At 62.7% G+C, this 23,683-nt stretch carries 20 protein-coding genes; 5 read left to right on the top strand and 15 right to left on the bottom strand.

The annotated features are described in order from the left end of the window. Positions 1–32: 32 nt before the first annotated feature. Both ACN9M3_RS20665 and ACN9M3_RS20660 read right to left on the bottom strand, forming a co-directional pair. Positions 33–773 carry an HD-GYP domain-containing protein gene (locus ACN9M3_RS20665; RefSeq protein ID WP_426318493.1) on the bottom strand — a complete coding sequence of 247 codons (741 nt, stop codon included), beginning with the start codon at positions 771–773 and terminating at the stop codon, positions 33–35. A gap of 13 nt (positions 774–786) precedes the next feature. Continuing rightward, on the bottom strand, positions 787–2,427 hold the full coding sequence (locus tag ACN9M3_RS20660) for a methyl-accepting chemotaxis protein (protein ID WP_426162419.1): 1,641 nt from the start codon (positions 2,425–2,427) through the stop codon (positions 787–789). 264 nt (positions 2,428–2,691) lie between these two features. Between ACN9M3_RS20660 and ACN9M3_RS20655 the strand changes: the two genes are divergently transcribed. Further along, positions 2,692–3,033 carry a hypothetical protein gene (locus ACN9M3_RS20655; RefSeq protein ID WP_426162418.1) on the top strand — a complete coding sequence of 114 codons (342 nt, stop codon included), beginning with the start codon at positions 2,692–2,694 and terminating at the stop codon, positions 3,031–3,033. Positions 3,034–3,109: 76 nt separating this feature from the next. Here the strand turns inward: ACN9M3_RS20655 and ACN9M3_RS20650 are convergent, their stop codons facing one another. From ACN9M3_RS20650 to ACN9M3_RS20625, 6 genes are all read right to left on the bottom strand, one after another. After that, positions 3,110–4,135 (bottom strand): hypothetical protein, encoded by a 1,026-nt coding sequence (locus ACN9M3_RS20650; RefSeq protein ID WP_426318492.1) that lies wholly within the window; start codon positions 4,133–4,135, stop codon positions 3,110–3,112. Positions 4,136–4,246: 111 nt separating this feature from the next. Then, positions 4,247–6,157, bottom strand: a complete 1,911-nt coding sequence (locus ACN9M3_RS20645) for an FTR1 family protein (protein WP_426323815.1) — start codon at positions 6,155–6,157, stop codon at positions 4,247–4,249. A gap of 111 nt (positions 6,158–6,268) precedes the next feature. Beyond that, positions 6,269–7,480: an MFS transporter gene (locus ACN9M3_RS20640; protein ID WP_426318491.1), complete on the bottom strand. Its 1,212-nt coding sequence runs from the start codon at positions 7,478–7,480 to the stop codon at positions 6,269–6,271. Further along, the gene (locus tag ACN9M3_RS20635; protein ID WP_426318490.1) at positions 7,477–8,973 is read right to left on the bottom strand and encodes a DUF535 family protein; all 1,497 of its coding nucleotides are present in this window, start codon (positions 8,971–8,973) and stop codon (positions 7,477–7,479) included. The genes ACN9M3_RS20640 and ACN9M3_RS20635 overlap by 4 nt, the downstream gene beginning before the upstream one ends. Before the next feature lie 156 nt (positions 8,974–9,129). Beyond that, positions 9,130–13,902, bottom strand: a complete 4,773-nt coding sequence (locus ACN9M3_RS20630) for a hypothetical protein (protein WP_426318489.1) — start codon at positions 13,900–13,902, stop codon at positions 9,130–9,132. A 12-nt stretch (positions 13,903–13,914) separates the two neighbouring features. Beyond that, entirely contained in the window at positions 13,915–14,316 is a 402-nt protein-coding gene (locus ACN9M3_RS20625) for a CesT family type III secretion system chaperone (RefSeq protein ID WP_426162412.1), read from the bottom strand. A gap of 378 nt (positions 14,317–14,694) precedes the next feature. Between ACN9M3_RS20625 and ACN9M3_RS20620 the strand changes: the two genes are divergently transcribed. Both ACN9M3_RS20620 and ACN9M3_RS20615 read left to right on the top strand, forming a co-directional pair. After that, on the top strand, positions 14,695–15,837 hold the full coding sequence (locus tag ACN9M3_RS20620) for a branched-chain amino acid ABC transporter substrate-binding protein (protein ID WP_426162410.1): 1,143 nt from the start codon (positions 14,695–14,697) through the stop codon (positions 15,835–15,837). Between the two features lie 186 nt (positions 15,838–16,023). Next, positions 16,024–16,749: a hypothetical protein gene (locus ACN9M3_RS20615; protein ID WP_426162408.1), complete on the top strand. Its 726-nt coding sequence runs from the start codon at positions 16,024–16,026 to the stop codon at positions 16,747–16,749. A 59-nt stretch (positions 16,750–16,808) separates the two neighbouring features. Here the strand turns inward: ACN9M3_RS20615 and ACN9M3_RS20610 are convergent, their stop codons facing one another. The 4 genes from ACN9M3_RS20610 to ACN9M3_RS20595 form a co-directional block, all read right to left on the bottom strand. Further along, positions 16,809–17,459, bottom strand: coding sequence for a c-type cytochrome (locus tag ACN9M3_RS20610; protein ID WP_426162407.1), 651 nt, complete (start codon positions 17,457–17,459; stop codon positions 16,809–16,811). An 11-nt stretch (positions 17,460–17,470) separates the two neighbouring features. After that, positions 17,471–18,727, bottom strand: coding sequence for a molybdopterin-dependent oxidoreductase (locus ACN9M3_RS20605; RefSeq protein WP_426162406.1), 1,257 nt, complete (start codon positions 18,725–18,727; stop codon positions 17,471–17,473). 73 nt (positions 18,728–18,800) lie between these two features. Next, entirely contained in the window at positions 18,801–19,361 is a 561-nt protein-coding gene (locus tag ACN9M3_RS20600) for a disulfide bond formation protein B (protein WP_426162405.1), read from the bottom strand. A 9-nt stretch (positions 19,362–19,370) separates the two neighbouring features. Beyond that, a complete protein-coding gene (locus tag ACN9M3_RS20595) occupies positions 19,371–19,550 on the bottom strand; it encodes a hypothetical protein (RefSeq protein WP_426162403.1) in 180 nt (59 codons plus the stop codon). Positions 19,551–19,925: 375 nt separating this feature from the next. On the opposite strand from ACN9M3_RS20595, the gene ACN9M3_RS20590 reads away from it, so the two are divergent. Next, complete coding sequence (locus tag ACN9M3_RS20590) at positions 19,926–20,090, top strand: hypothetical protein (protein ID WP_426162402.1); 165 nt, start codon at positions 19,926–19,928, stop codon at positions 20,088–20,090. Between the two features lie 20 nt (positions 20,091–20,110). On the opposite strand, the gene ACN9M3_RS20585 is transcribed toward ACN9M3_RS20590, so the two are convergent. Next, positions 20,111–20,458: a hypothetical protein gene (locus ACN9M3_RS20585; RefSeq protein ID WP_426162401.1), complete on the bottom strand. Its 348-nt coding sequence runs from the start codon at positions 20,456–20,458 to the stop codon at positions 20,111–20,113. Between the two features lie 218 nt (positions 20,459–20,676). On the opposite strand from ACN9M3_RS20585, the gene ACN9M3_RS20580 reads away from it, so the two are divergent. Continuing rightward, positions 20,677–21,783 (top strand): HD-GYP domain-containing protein, encoded by a 1,107-nt coding sequence (locus tag ACN9M3_RS20580; RefSeq protein ID WP_426318488.1) that lies wholly within the window; start codon positions 20,677–20,679, stop codon positions 21,781–21,783. On the opposite strand, the gene ACN9M3_RS20575 is transcribed toward ACN9M3_RS20580, so the two are convergent. Both ACN9M3_RS20575 and sctT read right to left on the bottom strand, forming a co-directional pair. Then, a complete protein-coding gene (locus ACN9M3_RS20575) occupies positions 21,765–22,895 on the bottom strand; it encodes an EscU/YscU/HrcU family type III secretion system export apparatus switch protein (RefSeq protein WP_426318487.1) in 1,131 nt (376 codons plus the stop codon). The two genes, ACN9M3_RS20580 and ACN9M3_RS20575, sit on opposite strands and share 19 nt — an antisense overlap. Then, positions 22,892–23,680 carry a type III secretion system export apparatus subunit SctT gene (gene sctT / locus ACN9M3_RS20570; protein WP_426162398.1) on the bottom strand — a complete coding sequence of 263 codons (789 nt, stop codon included), beginning with the start codon at positions 23,678–23,680 and terminating at the stop codon, positions 22,892–22,894. The genes ACN9M3_RS20575 and sctT overlap by 4 nt, the downstream gene beginning before the upstream one ends. Between the last annotated feature and the right edge of the window lie 3 nt (positions 23,681–23,683).

Genomic DNA, 23,683 nt, shown 5'->3' with positions numbered 1-23,683 from the left:
CATGGGCCAGCCAGGTGCTGGCCGTGACTGCGTTAGCCGTGCAGCACCCGCTGGGCCAGTGCGGTCAGATCGCCGACCGTGTCGCCATGGCGCGCCGCAATGGCCGCGAACTGCTGTTCCAGGACCAGGAACGCATCCAGCACGTCGGGATCGAAGTGACGACCGCGTCCCTGGCGCATGATCTGTAAGGCTTCTTCATGCGACATCGCCGGTTTATAGCTGCGCCTGCTGGTCAGCGCATCGTAGACGTCGGCTACGGCCATCAGGCGCGCCGACATCGGAATCGCATCCCCTGCCAGGCCTTGCGGATAGCCGCTGCCATCCCATTTTTCATGGTGCGACAAGGCGATTTCTTTGGCGAAGGCGAGGCAGGGCAGTGGATGGCCGAGCTGCGCTTCAGCTTGCGCCAGCACGTCGTAGCCGAGCTTGGCATGGGTGCGCATGACCGCGAATTCATCGGGCGTCAGGCGGCCTGGTTTGAGCAGCACGCGGTCGGGAATGCCGACCTTGCCGATGTCGTGCAGCGGCGCCGACTTGACCAGCAGTTCGATGGTTTCATCGCACAGGGTTTGGGCAAAGCGCGGATGATTGCGCAAATGTTCCGCGAGTAGCCGGACGTACTGCGCCGTACGCACCAGGTGGCTGGCCGTTTCATTGTCGCGCGCTTTGACCAGGGAAACCAGCATCAGCAGCGCCAGATCGACATCGGTGCGTACTTCGGCGGCATTGTTTTCGGCCTTGACGGCGGTGTATTCGATATAGGAGATTCGCATGGCAGCCCGCTCTTCAATTACCTGCTGAGGTCGACTGTGGGCGCATCAACGCCGGACGCCATGCCGGATTGATGTCCCTTGGCCTGGGAGCAGAAACAAATGGTGCGCTTTCCTGCTTGATCTTGAACACGGCGACCAGGGCCGCCAGCCGGGCAGCTTGCTCTTCCATCGATTCGGCTGTGGCGGCAGCTTCTTCCACCAGTGCTGCATTCTGTTGCGTCACCTGGTCCATTTGAGCAATGGCCTGGCGCACTTGTTCGATGCCTTCGGCCTGTTCGCCGCTGGCCGCGCTGATACTGTCCATGATGTGTGCCACCTGCTGTGAGCTGCGCACGACTTCTTCCATCGTTGCGCCAGCTTCGCCGACCAGGCGTGTGCCCTCATTGATCTTGCCGACAGATCCCTCGATCAGGGTCTTGATGGCTTTGGACGAAGCGGCCGAGCGCTGCGCCAGGCTGCGCACCTCGGATGCAACCACGGAAAAGCCCTGGCCGTGTTTGCCTGCGCGCGCTGCCTCCACGGCAGCGTTCAGCGACAGGATGTTGGTCTGGAACGCAATCTCTTCGATGATGCCGATGATGTCGACGATCTGTTTGGCGGACGCCTGGATCTCGCCCATGGTCTGCACAACTTGGGTCACCGCAGTGCCGCCCCTGGTCGCCAGTTCGCAGGCATCGTGGGCCAGCTGGCTGGCCTGCTGCGCGCCGGCGGCATTCTGCCTGACTGTGTCGGTCAATTCATGCATCGAGGCTGCAGTCTGTTCCAAGGCCGCTGCCTGCTGCTCGGTACGCGAGGACAGGTCGGCATTGCCGGCCGAAATCTGCTTGGAGGCGGAAGCGATCAGCGAGGTGCCGTCCAGTACATCGCCGACCATGCTGGTCAGGGAGCCGTTCATCTGGCGCAGGGCTTGCAACAGCTGGCCCGCTTCGTCGGCACTGCGCACCTCGATGTTGCTGGTAAGGTCGCCGGCGGCCACCGTTTGCGCCACTTGCACTGCTTCGCCCATGGGTTTGGCGATCGAGCGCGTGATCCAGTAGCCCAACCCCGTGCCCAGGATGGCGCCGAGCAGCAGCACGGTAATGCTTTCGATGTGGACTGCGGATGCAACGGCCTGGCTGTTTTCGAAAGCCTCGTGGCCCAGCTCTTCGTTAATATTTACCAGGTCGCTGAGCAGGTCATCCGCGACCTGGAAGGTGGACGCGACCGCGCCGTTCAATTGTTGCTGGGCGTCCGATTGCTGGCCGGCGATGGCCAACTGCTCGACTTTGCCGGCCGCTTGCAGGTAGGCGTCCCAAGCGGTTTCGAATTGCTGCAGCAATTCCTTTTCTTTATCGGTCAGGAAAGTCTTACGGTATTTGTCGAGCAGTCCGTTCATTTGCCCGGCATGCTTGTCGAGTTTGCTGCGCGTGGTGGCAATGGCTGCCGCATCGCTGGCGGTGACCACTTCGTACAGGGCCCTATGATGATAGATCGCTTGCATATTTGCATTGGCGACATCCTTGATCGGCATCAGGTTGTTTTCGTAGATGCCTTTGAGCAGGTCGTTCATCCTGCCGGTGCTGTGCAGCCCTTGTCCGGCAACGACAACCGCCACCACGATGGTCAAGCCAAACCCCAGCGCCAGCTTGTGGGCCAGCCTCATATTTTTGAACATGATTTTCTCTCTTTGTAATCAGGAATACGGGCGGCGAAACAGGCGCCCAGATAGACGAATTGCATGGTATCGGACCGATGAACGCCAGGCGCAGTCGGTCCTGAAAATAGGACTTAGTTACTTTGGCCACCTTCCCTGGTCCTAGATTGGGCGCTGACGACCGGGGTTAGGCGGCACGTCAGTAGAATCGGACGACCATCCATTCTTGGCCTTAATAAGATGTTGAAATATAAACTTACGTTACCCAAAGGGAGCACGCGTACGGTGAGCGACGAGCGCGCGGAAATCATTCGCGATGCCGTGCTGATGTTGCTGGAAGAGGTCGGCGACGCCACGCCAGCGGAAATGGCACGGATCTTCGACGTACCGGTAGCGAAGCTGCGTTTTCACTTGAAGGTGTTGCACGCGGTCGGCGAAATCCGGCCTGGCCCGCGGCGGCCAGGGTCGATCGCCTGTACCTGGCGGATCGCAATCGAGGAGGAGGAAGAAGTCGACGTGATCGAGTGTCGCCGCAGTTGGGTCGCTGCTGAGCAGCAGGGCAAGGTGAGGCGCGATTCGCTGGTGGCGGCGTTGTTTGGACCGACAGGCAAGGCTGGCAGCATTTGAAACTGCCGCCCTGCTGAAAAACCAGGAGCCCTTGCGCTGATGCGCAGGCCCCTGGTTTTTTCTGGAGCGGCCTTGCTTACTGCTTCTGCAGGGTGCCGGTCAGATTGGCCAGAGGGATCAGGCTGGTGCCGTACTTGCCCTCCTTGACCTGGTCGGCAGAGGCGGCGAAGACCAGGCTGGGCGCTTTAGCGCCGGGCAAGGTTGTCAGGGCTGCCATGCCGTACAGGTGTGTCTTGCCGCCAGTGCTGTCCGGCAGGCTGCACTGTGGGCCTTCGGCGTGCATTTCCAGCGCATAAACAGCCGTCTTGCCGGTGCCGACGCGGATGCTTCCGCGGAAGGTACAGCCAGGCATATTGCCTTCGATGGCGGCCTGCGTGGTGGCTGTGGCCGGGTCGGGCCACTTCTTGATGACGACCGAGGGAACAGGGTCCCCTGCTTTGGCCGCCACGCCAAGATAGTTGCCGTACAGGGGCGTGAGTTGCGGGGCAATGGCGTTGTCCGCGCTGTAGCTGAAACTGTAGTTGTTGAGCACTTGGCCGGCATCGTTGTACAGGTCGCCCATCAGGGTATTGGCGGGATCAACCTTGCCGCGCAGCGCGTTGTAGTGCGCGCCGCCCCTGGAATATACGTCGGCTGCGATGGCGCCCTTGTTGATGCGCATGCTGCCGCCGCGCAGCACGTCGTACTTGTGCTCGGCGCTTGAGCTGTAAATGAAATAGAAATTGGCGGGCCCATTGGCGATGGGCGTGTCGTTTGCCACCAGCGCGAAGGCGGGCAGGCCGTTGCCCGCCTTGCCGATCCAGATACCGTTTGCCACGCCCTGCGAACCATCCATGGCGATGTCGGGAGGCATTGGATTCTGCGGGACGTCGGTCATGGTGCCCGCATCCACGGTGTCGGCCTTGTCGGTTTGCGTTTCGGTGCTGCTGCCTTCTCCGGCAGGATCGGTCTGCGTTTCGGCGCTGCTGCCGTGCTGTACCGGTTTGGTCTGGGGCGTAGGACTCTTCTGCGGAGCGTCGCCGCCATGGCCGCCGCCACCGCAGCCATACAGGGCGAAGCAGAACGGCAGCAAAGCGGTCAACGTGTACTTCTTGTATTTCATTGTTGGTTCCTATGTGATTGGGATGCTTGCGTCAGCCTCTCGACGAGGCTGGACTCCAGTATGCAAAGCCACTGGCAATTGGCGCGCGACGGTAATCAAAATCAGGACCAACTAACTGCTTGCGGTGCCGCGCTCGCTGGCCGGACGGCGATTGAACATGATGGCCGCCAGCGCCGCCAGCGCCACCGCACTTTGCGCGAGCATGGTTTGCAACGTGGGGTAGAGCCCCAGCATCTCCAGCCGCGGGCCGGCTACCAGACGCACGCCGACCCAGCCGGCTTCTTGGAGTGCAGCGATGCCTTTGCCCGCCAGGACCACTGCCAGGACGGCGACCACGACCGAGGTGAGGGCGAAGAACTGGCGGATCGGCAGGCGGGTGCTGGTTCGCAGCAGCACGAAGCTGGCTGCGGCCAGCAGCGCGGCAGCGCTGGCGAACCCTGCCAGCAACGCGGTGCCGTTGCCGTCGGCCAGCAAGGCCGAGTAGAACAGCACAGTTTCGAAGACTTCGCGGTAAACCGCCAGGAATGCCAGCCCGAACAAGGCCCATGCTGAACGGCGCGACAGGGCGGCCGCCAGCGTGGTGTCGATGAAATGCTGCCAGCGCCCGGCGCTGCTTTTGCGGTGCAACCACATGCCTACGCTGAGCAGGACCGCGGCGGCCAGCAGCGAACCCAGGCCCTCAGTCAACTCGCGGCTGGCGCCGCTGAATGCCACCAGCCAGGTGGCTACCGCCCAGGTGATCAGCCCGGCGAGCAGGGCGCTGGCCCAGCCCGCATGGACGAAGGGCAGCGCTTGCTCCTGGCCAGCCTTCTTGAGGCAGGCAATCATGGCTACCACAATGAGCAGCGCTTCCAAGCCTTCGCGCAGCAGGATGGCGAGCGCGCCCAGGAAAGTGGCCAGCGGGGTGGCGCGCGTGGCGCTGCTGGCAGCTTCGGCCTGATCGATTAGCTCGGACAATTGGGCGGCGCTGGCATCGGCCTGGGCAAGATCGCCGGCAGTGAGGGCGGAACGGTAAGCCAGCATTGCGCTCTCAAGTGCTGCCAGCAGGGACTTGCTGCGTGCGGCAAGCACCGGCTCGGCCGGTTCTACGCCGTCCAGGTAGGCCGACAAGGCGAGCCGTAACGCAGCGGCGCGGTCGCCGCCATGCAGGGCCGCCCGGCTTGCGTCAAGCAGCTGGCGCGCCAGCGCCAAGCCCTCGGGCTGGCCGGATTGGATGGCGGCGGGTTGGCGCCGCAGGTAGGCGGTGAGCGCCTGCGCGGCAGCGTCGCCCACCTCCTGGGCCAGTGCCGACTCGCTAAGCTGGCTGAGCGTGGCGAGGTCGGGAACGCGCTGTGGCGTGACGGGGCGGCCCTGGCGCCACAGCTGTTCGCCGCGCTGCGCCATGGCCTGGTCATATGGCAAGGTGCCGGCGAAGAAGGCCAGTGCCCAGCGGTCCTGGGCGGGCAGCTCCTTGAACGCCGGCATGGCAGTCCCGGGTACACCGAGCGACACGATCTGGTAGAGCGCGCCAAGGCTGCGCAGCTTCGCACGCACCGGATCGTTCAAAGCCGTTGGCGCGGGATTGAGCGTGGCGGCCAGCGGCCCGTCGCCGCCACCGCGTTCCCCGTGACAGGCGATGCAATGCCTGGCATACAGTTCGGCGCCGCGTGCGAGGCTGGGCCGTAGTGGCGGCGCGATGGGAAACGGATAGGCCGCCAGCAGCAGCCTGTTGGCTTCCTGCGCCAGGCGCGCCACGTCGGTTGCGCTGGCCCGGGTGCCGATGGCCGTGCGCAACTTTCCGATGGCGCTTGCGATGGCGGCTTTGCCGGCATGAGGCGGCAGCGACTGCAGTTGCTGTTGCGCGCGCGCCGCAAAATCGACCATCTCGGCATACTCGCTGGCGCTGGCAAGTGCGCCATTCTCCACGGCGCCACCGTAGTCGACCGCCACGTAATCGAGCAACTGCCAGATTTGCCGGGCGCCGTCGCCGCCGGCCTTGGGCGTACTGGCAAACGCAGCCGGGGCGGCCAGCAGCCAGACCATCAATAGGGTACGCCAAATACTCAAATTACCTCCTGCTGCATGATGGAAGAAGAGCGTCGTCTGGCTGCCGGCTTGTGGTGCGAGGGTGGCGGACGCGGAAAAATGCCTGCCTTAGCTACTGGCCTCCGTGCGCAGTGCCAGCGCGGCCTGGCGTCGCGCCAGGACGGCGCACGGCATGATGGCCGCACTGACAAGCAGCATGAAAACGGGTTGAAACATGGGCTGAGGCCGGTACAGTGCGCTCAGCAGGCCGAGGCCGGCCGACAGCATCAGGTAGTAGGCCAGCCCGAATAGGGCACCGGCCGTGCCTTGCACATCGCGATAGCGGCTCAGGGCCGAGGCCAGGACGTTCGGAATGGCGCAGGCAAATGCGAGCACCAGCAGCATTTGCGTGCCGAGCATGGCAAGCGCCGCCGCCAGCGGGTGGCCAGCGGCCGCAGTCATTGCCATCCATTGCAGCGCGGACGAAAGCAGGGCGCCCAGGGCGGCCAGTGCGGTCAGATGTGCCGGGCTGTGCCGCAGCAAGCCGCGGCGATTGAGACGTGCGCCCAGGCCCCCGGCGACAGCAATTAGGATGCCGCTGGCGCCGAACATCCAGTCCGGCATCTGGAGCTGGTTCAGCGTGAACGGTGCGATCGTGTAATAGCCGAACAGGATCAGGTTGAAGCCGGCCACCAGCCACGCTGCACTCCACAGCTGCCGGTCGCACGCCATGCGCCATGCGGTAGGCAGCAAAGGCGCGGGCGCCGCGGCGTGCGCGGGGCGGGTTTCCGGCAGGCTGGCTCCGCACAGCAGGAAGACCAGCGACAGCGCGGCCAGGCAGACCAGCACACCGTGAACACCGTAACGCGACGCCAGCATGGCGCCCAGCGGCGGCCCGACCGCCGGCGACAGGGCCAGCACTGCAACGATGGTGGAAAACACCGCCGCCAGCTGGGCGCCCTGGAAGCGGTCGCGCAACATGGTCTGGACCACGATGGAGCCGCAGGCAGCACCGAAGCTTTGCAGTGCGCGTGCCAGCAGCAGCGTGCCGAAGCTGCCTGCCGCCAGGGCCAGCAGCGCGGCCAGCGCATAGCATGCCAAGCCGGCCAGCAAGGCCGGACGCCGCCCCTGCAGGTCGGACAGGCGGCCCCAGAAGAGAACGCCGACAGCGAAAGCGGCGAAGTCGATGCTGACGGCCCACTGCGCCATGCCCGGCGCCACCGCGAACGCGGCGGCGATCCTGGGCAACACCGGCGCATAGATCGTTTCGCTCAACTGGGGAAAGGCGAGCAGCAACAGTACGGCGGCCATGGCGGCGCGGGAAAGTGGTTTGCCGTTCATGCGGCGCTTAGTCGTTTGTTGGCGGGAAACAGGCGTGCCAGCGCAGCGTCATTGAGCGCTTGCAGCAACTGGTGGCGGCGCCGCGCTTCCGCGCGTTTTTTGGACGGGACGCTTTCCAGGTGCAGTGCGGGCAGGGGCAGGCAGGGCAATTCAAAGTCGCCATCGGCGCGCCCCCTGGCGCCCATCTCCCGCCACATGCTGTCGTAATCGGCCTTAATCCTGCCGCGGCGCACCGAGCCGCGCGCCACAGTGCGGTTGTCGTTGCCGACCAGGCGCAACTGCTCGCACTCCAGCACCAGGCCGAATTGTTGGACCAGACGCAGCAGCAGGTCGCGCGGGCGCAGGCCGTACAGGTTACGGGTGGCGCTGCGCACCAGTTCCAGACCATCGGCGGCGGGGCCTTGTGCGCAGCCGATGGCGACGCAGGTCTGGCCGTTGTCGCGTAAGAAGGAAAAAGCGACCGTATAGACCGGACCCTGCGCGCTGCGCAGCCGCAGCGCCAGCTCGCCTTCTCGCTCCATCACCGCCACCGCGCACAGTTCGATGGCGTAAGGCGTCTCGTCCTTGCCGACAAAGCGCACCAGCGTGACTGGCTTGCTGGCTGCCTTGATGAGCAGCGGCGCCAGGCCATGATTGCAGATGATACGGTAATGGCCGGCCAACGCTTGAAGGCGGGCGGCGCGGTCCAGCCGGCGGCTGAACCACGGCCGGAACGGCTTTTGAACCAGGTGCGGGCTGGTCAATGCAAATTCCCGCATCGGGTAATCGTTCAGCAGGTCGAGCCAGCGGCGCACCAGCCGCGGCGTGGGGAGACAACGCAGCTCCAGCTTGAGCAGGGCGCACAGACGCGACAGCCCCATCTTGCCGGTCACGGCAGTGCGCAAACCCACGGTTCGGGTCGGCCGTTCCTGCGGACGCATGCGCATTGCACAGGCGCCCGACACCAGGCACACGCCGAGCCAGGCGCCGCTGACGCAGAGTGCGGACAGCACTTCGCTTGGGTATTGGGCGCCGACGCAGACCCGGCTCACGGCGACCAATGCGATCAGCAGCAAGGCAAAACCGGCGACGGCGGCGCGCTGCCAATTGGGGGGCCGGCGCCCGGCCAGGTAAGTACCGCCAATGCCGATGAGCAGGATGGTCATGGCGGTAGCGCCACCCGCAGGCTTGATCAGTGCCAAGCCGAGCAGCAGGGCCGCCAGCCAGGCGCGCCTGCCCCTCAATAAGAAATGCAAGGCCAATGGCAGACTCAGCAAGGCAATGGCGGGCCCACTATTGACATGGCTGAGCGTGCGCAGCAATGGCGTTAGCCATGGCGCCGTGTGCTGTGTGAGCCAATAGGCGACGCGCAGATCGAAACGCGGCAGCACGCCGGAAATGTGTCCCAGTCTGGACCAAGCGGCAAAGTAGGCGGCGGCCAGCAGCAACAGCAGCAGGCCCGTGAATTCGGCCCAGCTGTCGTCGGTGGTGGGGCGATTGTTAAGTTTGTTCATGACTGGTTCCACAAGCAAATCGGCCCGGCACACGGCAAGAGCGCGAGCAGCGGCTCTGGCGCGCATGCAGTGCGTGGGGACGGGATGCAAAATGGTAGGGCCAGTCCGGGCATGGCAGACTGAACCGGGCGCTTTCTCAGACGGAATTACCCAAAATCAATTCGGCCTGTGCAGATATGCGCTTTCCAGCGCGGCGTTGCGGCGGGCGGCCGTGATGTAATCCAGCAATAGTCGCTGTGCATCAGCATCGGACGCGGCGCGCGCCGCCACCAATTGCTCGGGATAATGAAAACCGGATTCGTGCAGAATCCGGTTGGCCAGTTTCACGGCCCCGCCCATATTGCGAAACGGGTTTTTGGCTTTCATCGACAGGTCGGTCATGGCGTTGATATAGCCGAGCAGGACCTTGCGCGCATACTCGGTCGGATGCAAGCCGTCGGCGGCGAGATAGCTGGTCTGGGCATCGTACAGATAAATCTTGCCGTGCATGGGGCTGGCGCCCGTGCTGGACTTGGCATTGCCGAGTTCCTCTTGCGCGACGGCCGGATCGAATTCGAATTTCCAGGCGCCAGCGGCCCGGACCCGCATGGTTTCGACCAGGCTGCGGAAGGTCTTGCTCTTCAGGAAGCGCTGGGTGATACGCTTCACTTCCCTCAGCTGGGGCGAGACGTCGCCCACGTTGTCCAAGCCGAAATCGAACTGTCCCTGCAGTTTGCTCCAGCATTGGTCGACCGTGACGTCCGGCGGCCTCTGCAGCTGGTCCTCAAGCTGCCGCCATTGCTCGACGGTGACGCGCTGGGAAAGCGGTATGTCTTCCAGCATCGTGCCGTCGATTGGCGGCGCCCGATACCGGTCCATGACTTCGTCGAGCATGATGTTTTCGGCATTCATGTCCTGGATCAGGTGCGGACGGCGCGCGTCGTTGTCGCCGCCAGCCAGGTTGAGGTAGAGCAGGCGGTTGCGAACCGTAAAACCTGCCTCATGCAGCATCTTGTCGGCTGCCCAGCTCGGGCCGCCGAGATGCGGTTGATTGCGGCCCGGATCTCGCCATCCGGTCAGGGCGTGCATCAATTCATGAATGACCATATTCTCCTTGGTAAATAGGCCGGTTCCGCCGACTGAGGTAAAGGTGTCGTACACGCCGGCGTGTGGGAATTCTATATGGGAGGTACGCGGGTACTGGACCGGTGATTCGACTACTTTGCCGTTCAGACCAGGCACGCCGAAACGCAGATCCCAGCGCTTGTCGCCAGCCGTATCGTCATAATAGTTCAGCATGCGTCGAAAGGTGTAGCTGCGCTCGTACATCCGCTTGAGGAAGTTCTTCAAACCCTGCATGCCGTTGATCCCTTCGCTGGCCCATTCGCGCAGGGCATTGTTCTGTTCCTGGAAAGTAAAGCGGCGATTCAAGATGGCGTCGATATCGCGCACGCTGGCATCGGTGGCGGGTGCAAGCGAGCGCATGACATCGACCACCGTTTGGCGTTCCGCGATGGGGGTGCCGTGATAGTCGACCGGCACCTCAACGGTCGGCCGCACGCCGCCATTCAGCTGCAAGTCGGAATGGAATTTTTGCGTGGCGGAGTCGTAATGGATGATGCGTCCGGTGCCCACCGCGTGGCCGGTTTGCCAGTCGATCTCTTGGTAGGCGCCGCCAATGTTCCTGACCGGCACGACGCGGTCTTCTTCATTAGTCAACATCACCAGCTCGTGCCCTTGCCAAAGCACGCCGCGTTCGCCGTTGCGCACCCGCTGCGCCAGTCTGCGGAAAGCCGGCGGGACATTGCCGTCCCGGGCAGCAACACTGGCCGCGACGGCGGGCGGGCCGCCGACGACTTCGAGCGGGTCGGCCGGCAAGTCGCTCACCGTCACTGGGGATGTCAGGTCCAGCTTGTTGGCGATCTTGACGAAATCCTGCAGGCCCTGCCGTTGATTCATTGCTACCCGCATCATGTTCAGTTGGCGCAGGTTGACCCCTTCCATCGCGCCGGACAGCAGGCCCAGCACCAGCCGGCTGCGGTCGCCGTCCGACCAGCCTGAATAGACTTCGCGGACACTACCGACAAAGGGAATAAAGACGAGGGTTCTGTCCAGCATCCGCGACCGGGAACGTGTGCTCTCGAGGTCGGTGTTCAAGCCCGGCACGATGCGATTGATTTCCGCCGTCACCTTCTCTTCGGTCGGCACGACCCCCTGCACCCGTAGGTTTTCGAGCGCCACGGCGCGCACCCGGGGATCGTTCGGCAGGCCGTCATTGAATAGCAGTTCAGCGTGCAACAATTCCGTGTACGGTTTAATGACGCGACCCGGGTTGAGCCGCAGCATAGTTCCCACGAAGTCCGGCGCACCGAGGCGCTCCATGAAAGCGGGCACGAGGCGTAACGCCTCTTCATCGCTCAATCCATAGCGTTTGAGGATTTCGAATGCTGCTGTTTCCCGGTCGAATTTAGGCGGTCCCCCTATCGCGGCCTGCAGGCGCTCGCTGCCATACTGCAGCGCAGCGGCCAGCTTTTCGTTCGTCGTGTCGCCCAGCAGCACTTCGCCCAGCAAATTGTTCTGCTTCGCCCACTGGGCCACCTGCCAGATCCGTTCGTGGCCCGTCCCCTCCGGTGGCCGGCGATGGCCGGTTTCTGCGCGCAAGGCTTCGAAGCAGGCGGCGAGCGCCTGGCGCCTGATGCTGTCGTTGCGGAACATCCACCAAGTTTGGCCATCATTCCATTTCTTGCCGACATCGACCATCCAGGCGAAGGTCCTGTAGTCGCGCTGCGGATGCTGCGATGCTCCCTCGAAGCCGCGTTGCAAGATCGACCGGAACTGTTCGAAACGCTGGGCGGTGCTCATGATGTCGACTCCGCTGGCATTGGCCAAGTGCATCGAGAACAGCAGGCGCGGGTGGATTGGGAAGGTAGAGCGGTCAGCCACCCAGGCATCTTCCACCTCCTTCAAGGCAAGCAGCAATGCTTCATCATTCTCAAAGTCGGCGGGGACAGGCTGCCCCCGGTATTTGGCGATGCGGATGAGGGTGCTGGCCAGCGACTGCTGCGCAGTGCCGATCTTGTACTGTGTACTCTCCCCCAGTTCGGCGAATCTGGCTTTCAGCATTTCGCGCTTCTTGTCGATGCCGACGTTGGCATGCACTGGATCGCGCCACAGGTCAGGCATGGCCAGCACCTCATCGAAGGTCTGGTTGAAAGCGTTGCGGATCGAAAAACCGTCGAATTGCGGGGCGCCGGCGGCAGCGGCGGATGGGCGCATCAGATTGGCGTGGGCTTGCTTGCTTTGCGACTCCGCTCGTAGTGCATTCTGGAAGCGCTGCTGCAGGTAGGCAAGGGACGGCGGAACGGTGTCTTCGGCGTCGTCCGCAGCCTGGTTTTGCAGCTTGTGGTGGAGGAGGGCGGCTTCGTCGAACCAGCCCTCGTCTTCCAGCAGGGTCACGTTGAAGCCGGTTTCAAAGGCTTTCGGCAGGTTGCGGCCATGGTGCTGGAACACGCCCTGCAACAGCGCCAGCGGCTTGTCGCGTTGGGCCCTGGCCTTGCCATAGTCGATCCAGCCGTCGAGGATGCTCGACAGCAGCCGCAGGTAGACCGTATCCGAGGGACCGGCGGCTGGGCTGGCCGTCGTGTTCGACGGCGGCCGCGTGGTCAAGGTGCTGGCGTCCGCGCCGGGCAGCGTAAACATGTTGGCCATTCCGTTCAGCACCGAGCCGGCGCCATTGGCCGCCGCCGAGGCGCCATTCGACAGTGTCGTCCGCGTAGCCGTGAGCGCGCTCCCGGCCAAGGTAACCATGCTGTCAAGCAGTGTGGTGGCGGGACCGCCCTCCGTGGTCGTCGCGCTGCCAGCCGGCTCGGTCGTGCTGGCGGCCGGCTCAGTCGCGTTGCCCACCGGCTGCGCGGGAAACTGATGCGGCATTTTCTGCGTAAGATAGTCACTGAAACCCTTGATCTTCGTGCTCTGGCTGCCCAGCATCTGCGTCGCCATCGCGGTTGCATTTCGCGTCAGATGCACGATGGTGATATTCATCGGGGTCTGGAACAGTTGTCCGAGCCAGCTGGTATGGTTTAGGGCGCCTTTCAGCGCATCGTCGCGGATCTTCTGGCCGCGGGCGTTCACCGTACGGTTTTCCATTTTACTGAAGACGCCAACGCAGGACTCGCGATTGTCGCGGTCTTCGCAATTGCCGAACAAGGCAGCTTCCCGCGCCGCCTGGAATTCGTCGAGGGCGAACTGCGCAGTCTGCGTCGCCAAATTCACCGCAAAGTCGCCCGCTTCGTTCAAGACCGAAGGATAACCAGTCGCCAATTGCTGGCTGGCCTCAGGCGGCGGGAGGCGGGGCTGCGACAAGCGCAGATAGCCGACTACGGCAGCCTTCGCGCCAAGATGTGTGGGATCCGGCAGTTCGGTGTATTGCTCGCCTTCCTTGACAAAACGGGTATTGCGCTTGGTCGAGCCCAACAGCAGCTTTTGTGCCTTTCTCGATCTTAGCTGTCCGCTGCGCGCCTCGGCGTGCAGGGCTGTCCACATGTCGTGCTGGCGGCGTAACGCTGCGATCTGTTCGCTAGACTTGCCTTCTTCCTTCAGGCCTTCCAGCACGAGGTCCCTGAATTCCTCCATCACTTGCGGGTAGTTGTCAGGGTTGACGTGATACACGACGTGTTCTCCGCGCCGTTCCTTCTTTGCTTTCGGCTGGCTGCCGCTGGCGCCACCCAACGGGTCGGCGCTGGGCGTGGGCGTGGCATTGTGTAAGCCGGGACCGCCGGTATCGTGGCTGGTGGACTGGCTAGCGCCGGCGTCCTGGATCAGTCTCAACGCGGGAATGAAAGTGCTGTCGAAGAGATTGGAGAGCTCTTGTTCAGAGTAGGCGCCGGCTGTGCAATGGGTATGGCCGAGATGCTCCGCCGCCGAGGTTTGGTTGGTTCCAAAGGGCCACATATTGGTTTCCGTTCAGGCGTCCAGGCATTGCGCGGCGCGCGCGCGTTTGGACAGGAATGCTTCGATTTCGCGCTCAAGGCGCTCGCTGTCGATGCAGGCGGCCGGCAGCGACACGTGATAGACGAAAGCGCGCTGAAATGCGGAGACGGACAGCACGCCGCCGCCGCTGCCCGCTTCCAGACAGTTCATCTTCAACAGCTTCAGGGCCAGTCCGGGTATGGGCCTTGCCGGCAGCGGCGCCAGCACGGCATGGATGTAGAGCCGGTTGGTGGCGCGCCTGAACCGCAGATGGATTTCACTGCCGTCACCCAGTCGCAAGCCGGCGCCGCCATCCGCATCGAGCGTGAGGCCGGCGATCCGGTATCTGATGCCCAACGCCTCGACGTATTGGCGGATCTGAAATTCCTCCTTCAAAGGCTACACCGTATGCAATCAATTCTGAGGGCAGGAGCATAACGGTGCTGGTCTCCCCCTGGGCTAGGCGGGGGCAAGTTTCGGACTACGCCGAATAACAAGCGTGAATTGGTCTGGATTTGCACTGGATGTCGGCTCCGGCAAAGGCATGGCCGGCACCACCAGCCGGGGAACCGGGGGCGAGATAATGACAACCTGGCCGCGCCGCTAATTTCATTCACGGCGGTCGACGTCAAATAGTCGGACTAATTTACCCGAACCCTCCAGTTGTCATTCTTCACTCATAGGCGATGCGTCGCGCGCAGCCACGCTCGGGCCACAGTCGGAGCTGCCTCGCTGTGGGATTAGATCTCAACTTAGTTTCCGTAGGACTGACATATGAAAGTAATTCGAGCAATGATCTGCACCGCGATTTTTGCGAGCGGTCTCCCTGCAATGGCGACAGCTGGCGAAGTCCTGCTCAAGATCGGACTTGCCGCGCCAATGACTGGGCCAATTTCGCACCTGGGAAAAGATATTCAGTCAGGTGCGCGCTTGGCACTCGACCGGATCAACGCCCAACAGCCTGTGATTGGGGGCGAGAAGGTTCGGTTCGAAATGGTCGTGGAAGACGATCAATCGGATCCGCGCGTCGCCACGCAAGTGGCAAATCGGTTGGTGGACCAGAAGGTCGTTGCTGTAATCGGTCACTATAACTCCGGAACGACCATTCCCGCCTCGAGGATTTACGCTGCCGCAGGTATTCCGCAAATCTCACCAGGGTCGACCAGCCCTGTTTATACCCATCAAGGGTTGAATACGGCATTCCGAAATATCGCCAATGACGACCAGCAAGGCTCAGTTCTCGGCAATTTCGCCTACGATAAATTAGGCGCCAGAAAAGTGGCCGTGATCGATGATCGAACGGCAGCGGGGCAAGGACAGGCGGACCGATTTGCCAAAGTATTTGCGCAGCGTGGGGGGAAGGTCATCGGTCGCGAGTACACCACCTACACGGCATCTGATTTTACGGCAATTCTCACGAAAATTAAGGGTTTGAATCCGGATCTTATTTACTACGGCGGTATGGATTCGCAGGCTGGTCTCATGGTAAAGCAAATGGCCAGACTGGGAATTAAGGCGAAGTTGCTTGGAGCGGATGGCATGCAATCATCCATTTTTACAAAGCTTGCAGGTCCCGACGCGGAAGGGCACATGGCCTCTTCGATTGGTATGCCAAAAGAGAGTATGCCTGGTTACGCGGCGCTCAATTCGGCATTTACCGAGAAGTACGGCGAGATGCAGGCATACGCGCCTTACAGCTACGATGCGGTCATGATCCTGGTCGAGGCCATGAAGCAGGCTAACTCGACGGATCCTGTAAAGTTTCTGCCGGCCCTGCGCAAAATTCATTACAAGGGCATTACAGGAACCACTGAGTTTGATGACAAGGGTGATGTGAAGAACGGGTCAATTACCCTCTACCGAGTCACGAACGGCGAATGGCGAGCGATCGCGACTTCGCAGGGCGCACGACTGTAAACCCTAGTTGGCCTTCCGTATCCTTGCGTTTCCAGTCACACCTTCCGTGAATTGGTCTGATTCTAGTTAGCCGGGTGCGTCCTGCGTGCGCGGGTCTTTTAGGATGGCTCGTTGCCCAAACGGGCCTAATTCAATTCTAACGAGGGATCAATGCCGGTTGGCGAAAACAGTATGGAAAAGCGTGTCATGAAATCGATCTTGACACACGAGCATTACGAGCATGGCCGGCGTGATGCCAGGGCGCTGTTTGAATGGAACTGGCCCGATGACGGCAACACGGCGGCTTGGCTGGACGATAAGACCACCGATGCGCGGCGGGTCGTGAACCGCCTGTGCAGGTCGATGGACAACTTGTTGTCCAACTTGCGCGATTCACCCGGCGACGGGGACAGCTTGGCGGCATACGAACACTGCCTGACGGCTTTTCTGGAACATTACCAACACTGTTTCGCGCGCCCGTCTTCCGCCGCGGCGGTTCAGAACGCGAGGCTGATGCAGGAAATATTCAAGGTTTATGACGAGGCTCCAGCTGTGCGGCGCGCCCGTGTACACGCTTATCGCAAAGCGCTGCAACGTCTTCGCTATGGGCCTGTCGCGACGATGTTCGCCCTGGGCATATGCCGTTTCGGGCGCCACGAAATGGCGCGGCGCGCCAACGCCTGGCCATATGACGAGCCATTCCGTTTGCATGGCCGTGGCGCGGATTGGTGGCGCACGTGCACAATTTCCGATTTACGCCGCATGCTGTGCGCCGTGGCCGATCCGTACATTGCCGGACAGCTGTATTCGCTGCAATGGAACAGGGATATGGATGATGCGCAATTGGCCGGCCAGGCGTTCAATCGGAATTTCGTTTATCTGCCCAGGTCCCGGGCACCGGCATTGATGGCTGGCTTCGACGCGAGCCTTTAGGCTGCGTCGCCCGCGGCATCTGCACTGCCCGGCGCACGCCGGGCACCTCCCGCTTTACCTCATTGCTTTAGTACGAAAGCAGCCAGGGCGCGCGCTTCCTCTGGTTTCAACTGGCCGAACGGCGGCATTGCGACCGGGCCCCATTTTCCGGCACTGCCGCCTTGAATGCTCGCGCTAGCCTTGTCCAGGGCGGAAGCATCGCCGCGGTATTTCCTGGCGATGTCTTTGTAGGCTGGGCCTACGACCTTGGCGTCGATGGCGTGGCAGCTAAGGCAGGCATTTGCCGCGAGCAGGGCTTTCACGTCCGGCGCCTTGGCATTACCGGCACCGGCGTCCGGCGTGCCGGGGCGGACCGGCGCCGCGCTGCGCAGTGCGGCCGGAAGTTCGCTTTCCTTGGCGCTGCCGTACGTCACGGCGAGGTAGGCGCCGACCTGGCGCACATCGTCTTCGCTGAGCGGCGCGCCGAACAGGTCGCGCATCTTGGCCGCCTCCTTGGTCCATTGCGCCAGCGTCATATGCGGCGCCTGGTATTCCATGTAATCGGCGGAATGGCAGGTGGCGCATTTTTGCAGCGCGATCTGATAGCCGGGCAAGGCCGATGGCTTCAGCTTGGCCGTCTCAGGCGGCAAGGTGATGGCGTGCGGCGCGGCCATGGCGAAGGTGGTGCTGGCCAGCAGGGCCAGGGCACCGAAAGCGTGGCTGAACTTCATTGAATTCCTCATCAGGCAAGAGTGATATGGTAGGACTCGATCGCGTGGCGGCGGTAACCGCCGGGATTCCAGTCGACCTGCATGGGCTGTACTTCGCCGCGCCGGTTGCTGGCGCGTACCATCAGTACCGCAGGGCCCTTGAGGGCGCCGAAGCTGACGGCCAAGCGCCACTCGCGGAAGGAGTAGCGGCCAAGGTTCTGGCCGAGGCTTGCAGCCCGCCAGCTGCGCCCGCCGTCGGTCGACACTTCCACTGTCTTCAGCCCACTGCCGTCGTCGAAGGCAATCCCTTTCAGTTCCACGGGGCGTCCGGCTGGCAGCACGGCGCCGGAAGCGAGGCTGGTGATGAAGCTGCGCACCGGCAGCCGGCCGATCGGCTTGGTGTGCCCGGCGGGAGCGCCCGGGGTGACGCAATGGCAGTCATTGTCGGGCAGGCGGTAAGCTTCAGTCATGAAGGCGGCATCGTGACCGCCGAACGCGGTATCGATGACTTCGATATCGGACAAGTGCTTGACCCAATAGGTGCCGAAATAGCCTGGCACGATCAGTTTGAGCGGATAGCCGTTCAGGAATGGCAAGTCTTCCCCGTTCATGCCCCAGGCCAGCATCACGTCCTCCTGCAGCGCCACGTCGATATCGAGCGCTTTTCTGAAGTCCGGCGTGCTTGGCAGGACCGGCTGATCCAGTCCGTTAAAGACCACTTGCCGGGCGCGGCCTTGCAGGCCCGCCTTTTCCAGCACGGTCTTGAGCGGGATGCCGACCCAGCGCGCGTTGCCCATGGCGCCGTTGCCGAGCTGTGCGCCCGCCACGCGTGGCGAAAGATAGCCGCGGCCGTTGCCGGAGCATTGGTTGACCGCGATCACTTCCGCGTGCGCACCGAGGTCTTTCAGCTGGTTCAGCGAAAGGCTGAGCGGCGTCTTCACCTTGCCCTTGATCTGCAGGCGGTAGGTTTGCGGGTCGACCGCGAGCGGAATATTGGCCAGGTGGTAACGCACGTAGAAGGCGTCATTTGGCGTGATCGGGCCATGATTGAAGACTTCGAACGGCGTCTCCAGGTGCGGCGGACGGGTGGTGACGCGCAGCAGGGGCCGTTTCTGGGGATAGGCGACAAGCGGGCGTGGCCCGGCCGCGAGCGCGACATCGTCGTTAGCCTGCGCCGTTTGTGCGGCAAAGCCCAGCAAGGGACTGGCTGCGGCCACGCCGACGACGGCGCCCATGCCTTTGACAAATTGCCGGCGGCCTTTGGGGGCCGCGCTGTTGTGGTCGGTCATTGAACACTCCATTGGATTAAAAAAGAAGCGCCAGGCGTGGCTGGCGCTTCGGATAGTGAGGCCGTGGGCCTCGTCAAGGCTTCATGACATCGCCGTCATAGAGCATCAGGTAATGCTGCTGGCCGCCAGGTTTGAACGGATGAAAGCCAATCTCCAGGAAGGCGGATACCAGGTTGGCAAATACCAGCACCGCAAACAGCGTCGACGCGACGCGAGTCCAGGATGCGCTGCAAGCCACTGTCCGCTTGCCCAGCCTGGGCGCGAGCGCCAGCATGCAAACGCAATACAGAACGGCTGCGGTCAGGGCGAGATAGCTGGCGGTGTACATGTGCAAGCCGAGGAAGGTGGTGCCGGTCGGTGGCGTGCCAGGCAGGACTTTGACGAACATATGCATCAAGGAAATGACGCTGCCGACCAGGGCTCCGAGCGCGGCTAGGACATAGTTGGCATTGCTTGCTTCCTCCTGCCTGACATTGAGCAGCAGTCCGCCGCCAAACAACAGGAAGCCGGCGCGCTCCAGATTGCAAAGCGAGCAGGGCAGTTCATCCATGAAAAGTTGAAAGTAAAAAGCGATGAGCAGCACCAGGCACACGCCCATTAGGGTCAGCGAGTCAATTAAACGGTTCAGTTTCATGATGGCTCCTTACCACGAGCTGAGCGTGCGGAATAGCGGCATATGATGGCTGCCATGGTAGACGCCCCAGATGACGATCATCAGGATCGACAGCAGCCACATGCACTGCGCCACAGTGCGCGCGTTCGGGCGCAGCGACAGCACGGTTGCTGCGCATAAGAAAATGAATGGGATAAATCCGATAAACACATTGACCTCCTTTTGAAGTAGAAGCGCAACCATCGTATGCCTGTGGCCGTGCGACGCGCTGGACGTTGCCAAATGTCGGACTGAATTACCAATGGGTAACGATTTATGCAGGTCAAGCGGGCAGACCGGCTTTGCTGTCCGGGATTGGTCCGGGAATTCTTGCGGGGCCGCCAGGCAATGCCGGGCACGGCATATAGTCTTCGGTCGGCGCGCCAAAGGCGGGCCCGAAAGGAGAATGTTATGAGCAAAACAAACGAGAACCAGCATGACAGGCGCATGGTGGCCGGCATGCTATTGATGGATTGCCTGTTCGCCGCAGCCTTGCTGTGCGTGCACTGGGCGACCACTGTTTCAACCTGAAGGAGGGCGAATCGCTTGACTATTTACCTCGACCCAATCCGCACCACGTCGCTCACCGATGAGGGCGATGAACTGGCGGTGTGGCAACCTGGTCACGTCATGACGCGCGAAACGTACGCGCGGGTTGTCGGCCAGGACCGTTCCGAACTGCCCGAACAGGGCACAGACTGCCCCGCCTGACTGCCGGGCGTCTGCAGCCCTCACCCGGCCAACAGGCGCAAAGCAGGCCGGAGGGTGGCGCGCAGGCGCGCTTCATCGCTGCCCCCGTCGGCGGTGAGGCGCACAATCAAACCGAACCGGCCAAGGCGGTCCAGCACCAGCTGGGCTTCGCCATGCCGCTCTGGCGCCTCGAACTGGCGCTGCATCAGCCGCTGCGCGTCGGCCAGCGTCATCTTCTTTTCCGCAAATGCGACACATAGCCGGCCGCCGCTCAAGGCCGACAAAATCAGCTCGCCACATCGATAGCAGTCATGACTGGGCTGGCCCAGCCTTAGGCTGGTCAGCAGGCTGTGGCACACCGGGGCGGCCAGGGGAAGGTCTCGGTCCATGACAGTGAGTGCCTGCCTGTCTCAAGGCAGTTCGACAACGGGAGAGCATTCCGTATATCTTTTTTTGCAACGCATGGTTTTTTCCCGAATTAACAATCTATACTGAAACTTTACGGGGATTAACGTACTTGCAATTATGTAGTTACTCCGGCTTCGCTACCTGAAAGGTGCTGCCGACAGTCGCCGGCAAGCCTGCCTTCGTTTAACTGGAGAAGAAGATGCGCAACCCGACGCTCGTGGCGGCGAAGCCCGCCATCCTGGTAATTGAAGACAACACCAGCAATTTGTCGCTGCTGAACAACCTGCTCAAGGACCAGTATCGTGTCACGCTGGCCAATAGCGGGGCGCGTGGCTTGCGTGCACTGGAAATTCCGCCGCTGCCGGCCTTGATTCTGCTCGATGTCATGATGCCCGAGATGGATGGCTACGCCGTCCTGTCGCGCATCAAGGCCAATCCGCTGACGGCCGAGATTCCGGTGATTTTCCTGACCGCCAAGAGCGAGGCGGAAGAAGAGCAACGTGGCATCCGGGCGGGCGCGGTTGATTACATCACCAAGCCGATTTCTCCGGCCATCGTGCTGGCGCGGGTGGGCAAGGAGCTGATGGTGCGCCAGGCGCGCCGTACCCTGCAGCGCCACAACGATTGGCTGGAAGAGCAGGTGGCAGCGCGCACGCAGGAGGTGGAAAAGATGCGCGACGGCGTGATCTTCGCCATGGCCTGCCTGGCCGAGACGCGCGACAACGAAACAGGCAACCATATTAGGCGCACCCAGCACTATGTGGCGGCGCTGGCCAATGCGCTGCGCGAGCACCCGCGATTCCGCCGCGTGCTGACGGCGGAAAACATCGAGCTGCTTTACAAGTCGGCGCCGCTGCATGACATCGGCAAGGTGGGCGTGCCGGACCAGATCCTGCTCAAACCCGGCAAGCTGACCGAGGATGAATTCGAGATCATGAAGAAACATACCGATTACGGCCGCGATGCCGTGCAGGCGGTGGAAGAGTATCTCGGCAGCAGCAACGGCTTTCTGCTGTTTGCCCGCGAGATTGCGTACGGCCACCAGGAGAAATGGGATGGCACGGGCTACCCGCAAGGCTTGCGCGGCGACGCGATTCCGGTCTCGGCGCGCCTGATGGCGGTGGCGGACGTCTATGACGCGCTGATCAGCAAGCGGATCTACAAACCAGCTTTCTCCCACGAGCAGTCGGTCGCCATCATGAGCGAGGGACGTGGCAGGCACTTCGACCCTGACGTGCTGGACGCCTTCTTGGCGATCCAGGACCAGTTCCGCGGCATTGCCGCCCGCTACGTGGACGAGGACTGAGGCGGCGGTGGCACTGGGCCGGCCAGCATGGCGTGGCCGATTTCCTCATCAATCTCGTGCAGCTCGTCGACCGCCATGCCTTCCAGTTCCTGGATGGCGCGGTACAGCAAGGCCACAGCGCGCAAGGTGTGCGATGGAATGTGGCTGCCCACCCGGCCGGTGGCGTACAGCTGGCGCGCCAAGCCGGGGTATTTGATGATGGGGACGTGTCGCTGGCGCGCCAGCGCGCGCAGCTGGTCGGCTTCCCCGTCGCGCCCCTTGTCGACGATGCGCGGCAAGCCGTCGCGCTCGGCGCTGTAGGCCAGCGCCACCGCAATGTGCTCGGGGTTGACCACCACGGCGTCGGCCTCCGGTGCGCGCGGGCTGCGCCGCTCTTCCATCACGTTCTGTTTGGCAATCCCCTTGCGCTGGCCCTTGGTATGCGGGTCGCCCTCGGATTCTTTATGATCGCGCTTGACCTCGCTGATATCCATCATCATGCTGCGGTAGTTCATATAACGCTGCAGGGCCAGGTCGGCCAGCACCAGCACCAGCAACACACCCAGGCAATGGTGAGTGACGGTACGCATGGCCGCCATTGCCGCCAGCCAGCCTTGTTGCGGCGTCAGTACGTACAACTGGGCCAGGCCGGGCAACTGGTCGCGCAGGCAGCCGTAGCCGGTCGCGAGCAGCACGCTCATCTTGAGTGGCCCCAGCAGCGCCATCAGGAATTTCTTCGGCGCCACCAGCTGTTTCAGGTTGCTGCCGATGTCGAAGCGCTGCGTGCCTTTCTCCAGCGCTTTGGGTGCGATATTGAAACCGGTCTGCGATAGAACGGAAAGCGCGGATACTAGGGCCGCGACGCCGGCCATGCACAGCATGATCAGTACGGCGGCGCTGAAGGCGGACCAGGCACTGTCGAGCGGCACCCGGCCGGGGCGCGCAATGGCGGCCAGCGCCTGCAGCATATCGTTCTGCAGCAGGGTGCGCCATGCCGGCTCGGCGGCCAGCACGGCCTCGGTCCCGATGGTCCACAGCAGCAGCTTGGACAGTTCCTGGCTCAAGCCGAATTCGCCATGCTCGCGTGCGTGGCGCTTGCGCTGTTCGCTGGGCGGGTGGGTTTTGTCGCTCATGGGCGCAGGGCCTGCAGCACGGCGTCGCCCCACCATTCGCCGGCGTGGGTGGCGATAAAGGGCAGCAGGGCCGGGAAGCACATCATCAGCATCCACAGCGCCAGCATGGCTTTGACCGGCATGGCGACCTGGTAGACATCCAGCCCCTGCAGCACGCTGCTGCCGATCGCCAGCACATATTCGGCCAGCATGGTCACCAGCAATACCGGTGCGCTGTACAACATGGCGTCGGCCATCAAGCGCGTCAATGCCGCCAGCATTGCTTGATGCGCGGCCGGCGCATGCAGCGGCGCCAGCGTGAGGGCCGGCCACAGCTGGTAACTGTCGGCCATCACATCAAACAGGCGCAGGAACAGGCCTGTTTCAATCAGATAGACCAGCAAAGCCCGTTCGCACAGCTCGCCGAGGATCGAAGAATCGGCCTGCAGGGATGGGTTGATCTGTTGCGCCGCATTGGTGCCGCGCTGGTTGTCGATCAGCGTACCGGCTGCGCGCATGGCCCAGAACGGTACGGCGAGCAGGCAGCCTAGCAACACGCCCAGTAGCACTTCCTTCAGGGCCAGCGCGCCGCCCTGCAAAAAAGTCAGCGGCTGATGCTGCAGCAAAGGCCACAGCAGTTGCGCCTGCGGCAGCGAGAGCGCCAGGCAGAAGGCGCTGCGTTCGAGCCCGGCCATATGCTGCCGTCCCAGCGCCGGCAGCACCAGGGCGCAGCCCAGCATGCGCGGCATGGCCAGCGCCAGGCAGCTGACCGGCAGCAGAAAGTTCGGCAGCGGCGCGGCAGCCATGTG

This window comes from Pseudoduganella sp. R-43 (assembly GCF_049913255.1).
Classification (GTDB): Bacteria; Pseudomonadota; Gammaproteobacteria; order Burkholderiales; family Burkholderiaceae_D; genus Rugamonas.
This window is presented reverse-complemented; position numbering and strand designations above follow the sequence as displayed.

Bases quoted from the DNA above. Each gene is read 5' to 3' on its own strand.
- ACN9M3_RS20575 (WP_426318487.1), bottom strand. From the start codon at position 22,895: ATGAGCGACAAAACCCACCCGCCCAGCGAACAGCGCAAGCGCCACGCA.
- ACN9M3_RS20585 (WP_426162401.1), bottom strand. From the start codon at position 20,458: ATGGACCGAGACCTTCCCCTGGCCGCCCCGGTGTGCCACAGCCTGCTG.
- ACN9M3_RS20660 (WP_426162419.1), bottom strand. From the start codon at position 2,427: ATGTTCAAAAATATGAGGCTGGCCCACAAGCTGGCGCTGGGGTTTGGC.
- ACN9M3_RS20615 (WP_426162408.1), top strand. From the start codon at position 16,024: ATGAAATCGATCTTGACACACGAGCATTACGAGCATGGCCGGCGTGAT.
- ACN9M3_RS20600 (WP_426162405.1), bottom strand. From the start codon at position 19,361: ATGAAACTGAACCGTTTAATTGACTCGCTGACCCTAATGGGCGTGTGC.
- sctT (WP_426162398.1), bottom strand. From the start codon at position 23,680: ATGGCTGCCGCGCCGCTGCCGAACTTTCTGCTGCCGGTCAGCTGCCTG.
- ACN9M3_RS20650 (WP_426318492.1), bottom strand. From the start codon at position 4,135: ATGAAATACAAGAAGTACACGTTGACCGCTTTGCTGCCGTTCTGCTTC.
- ACN9M3_RS20620 (WP_426162410.1), top strand. From the start codon at position 14,695: ATGAAAGTAATTCGAGCAATGATCTGCACCGCGATTTTTGCGAGCGGT.
- ACN9M3_RS20635 (WP_426318490.1), bottom strand. From the start codon at position 8,973: ATGAACAAACTTAACAATCGCCCCACCACCGACGACAGCTGGGCCGAA.
- ACN9M3_RS20580 (WP_426318488.1), top strand. From the start codon at position 20,677: ATGCGCAACCCGACGCTCGTGGCGGCGAAGCCCGCCATCCTGGTAATT.
- ACN9M3_RS20640 (WP_426318491.1), bottom strand. From the start codon at position 7,480: ATGAACGGCAAACCACTTTCCCGCGCCGCCATGGCCGCCGTACTGTTG.
- ACN9M3_RS20610 (WP_426162407.1), bottom strand. From the start codon at position 17,459: ATGAAGTTCAGCCACGCTTTCGGTGCCCTGGCCCTGCTGGCCAGCACC.
- ACN9M3_RS20665 (WP_426318493.1), bottom strand. From the start codon at position 773: ATGCGAATCTCCTATATCGAATACACCGCCGTCAAGGCCGAAAACAAT.
- ACN9M3_RS20605 (WP_426162406.1), bottom strand. From the start codon at position 18,727: ATGACCGACCACAACAGCGCGGCCCCCAAAGGCCGCCGGCAATTTGTC.
- ACN9M3_RS20645 (WP_426323815.1), bottom strand. From the start codon at position 6,157: ATGGTCTGGCTGCTGGCCGCCCCGGCTGCGTTTGCCAGTACGCCCAAG.
- ACN9M3_RS20630 (WP_426318489.1), bottom strand. From the start codon at position 13,902: ATGTGGCCCTTTGGAACCAACCAAACCTCGGCGGCGGAGCATCTCGGC.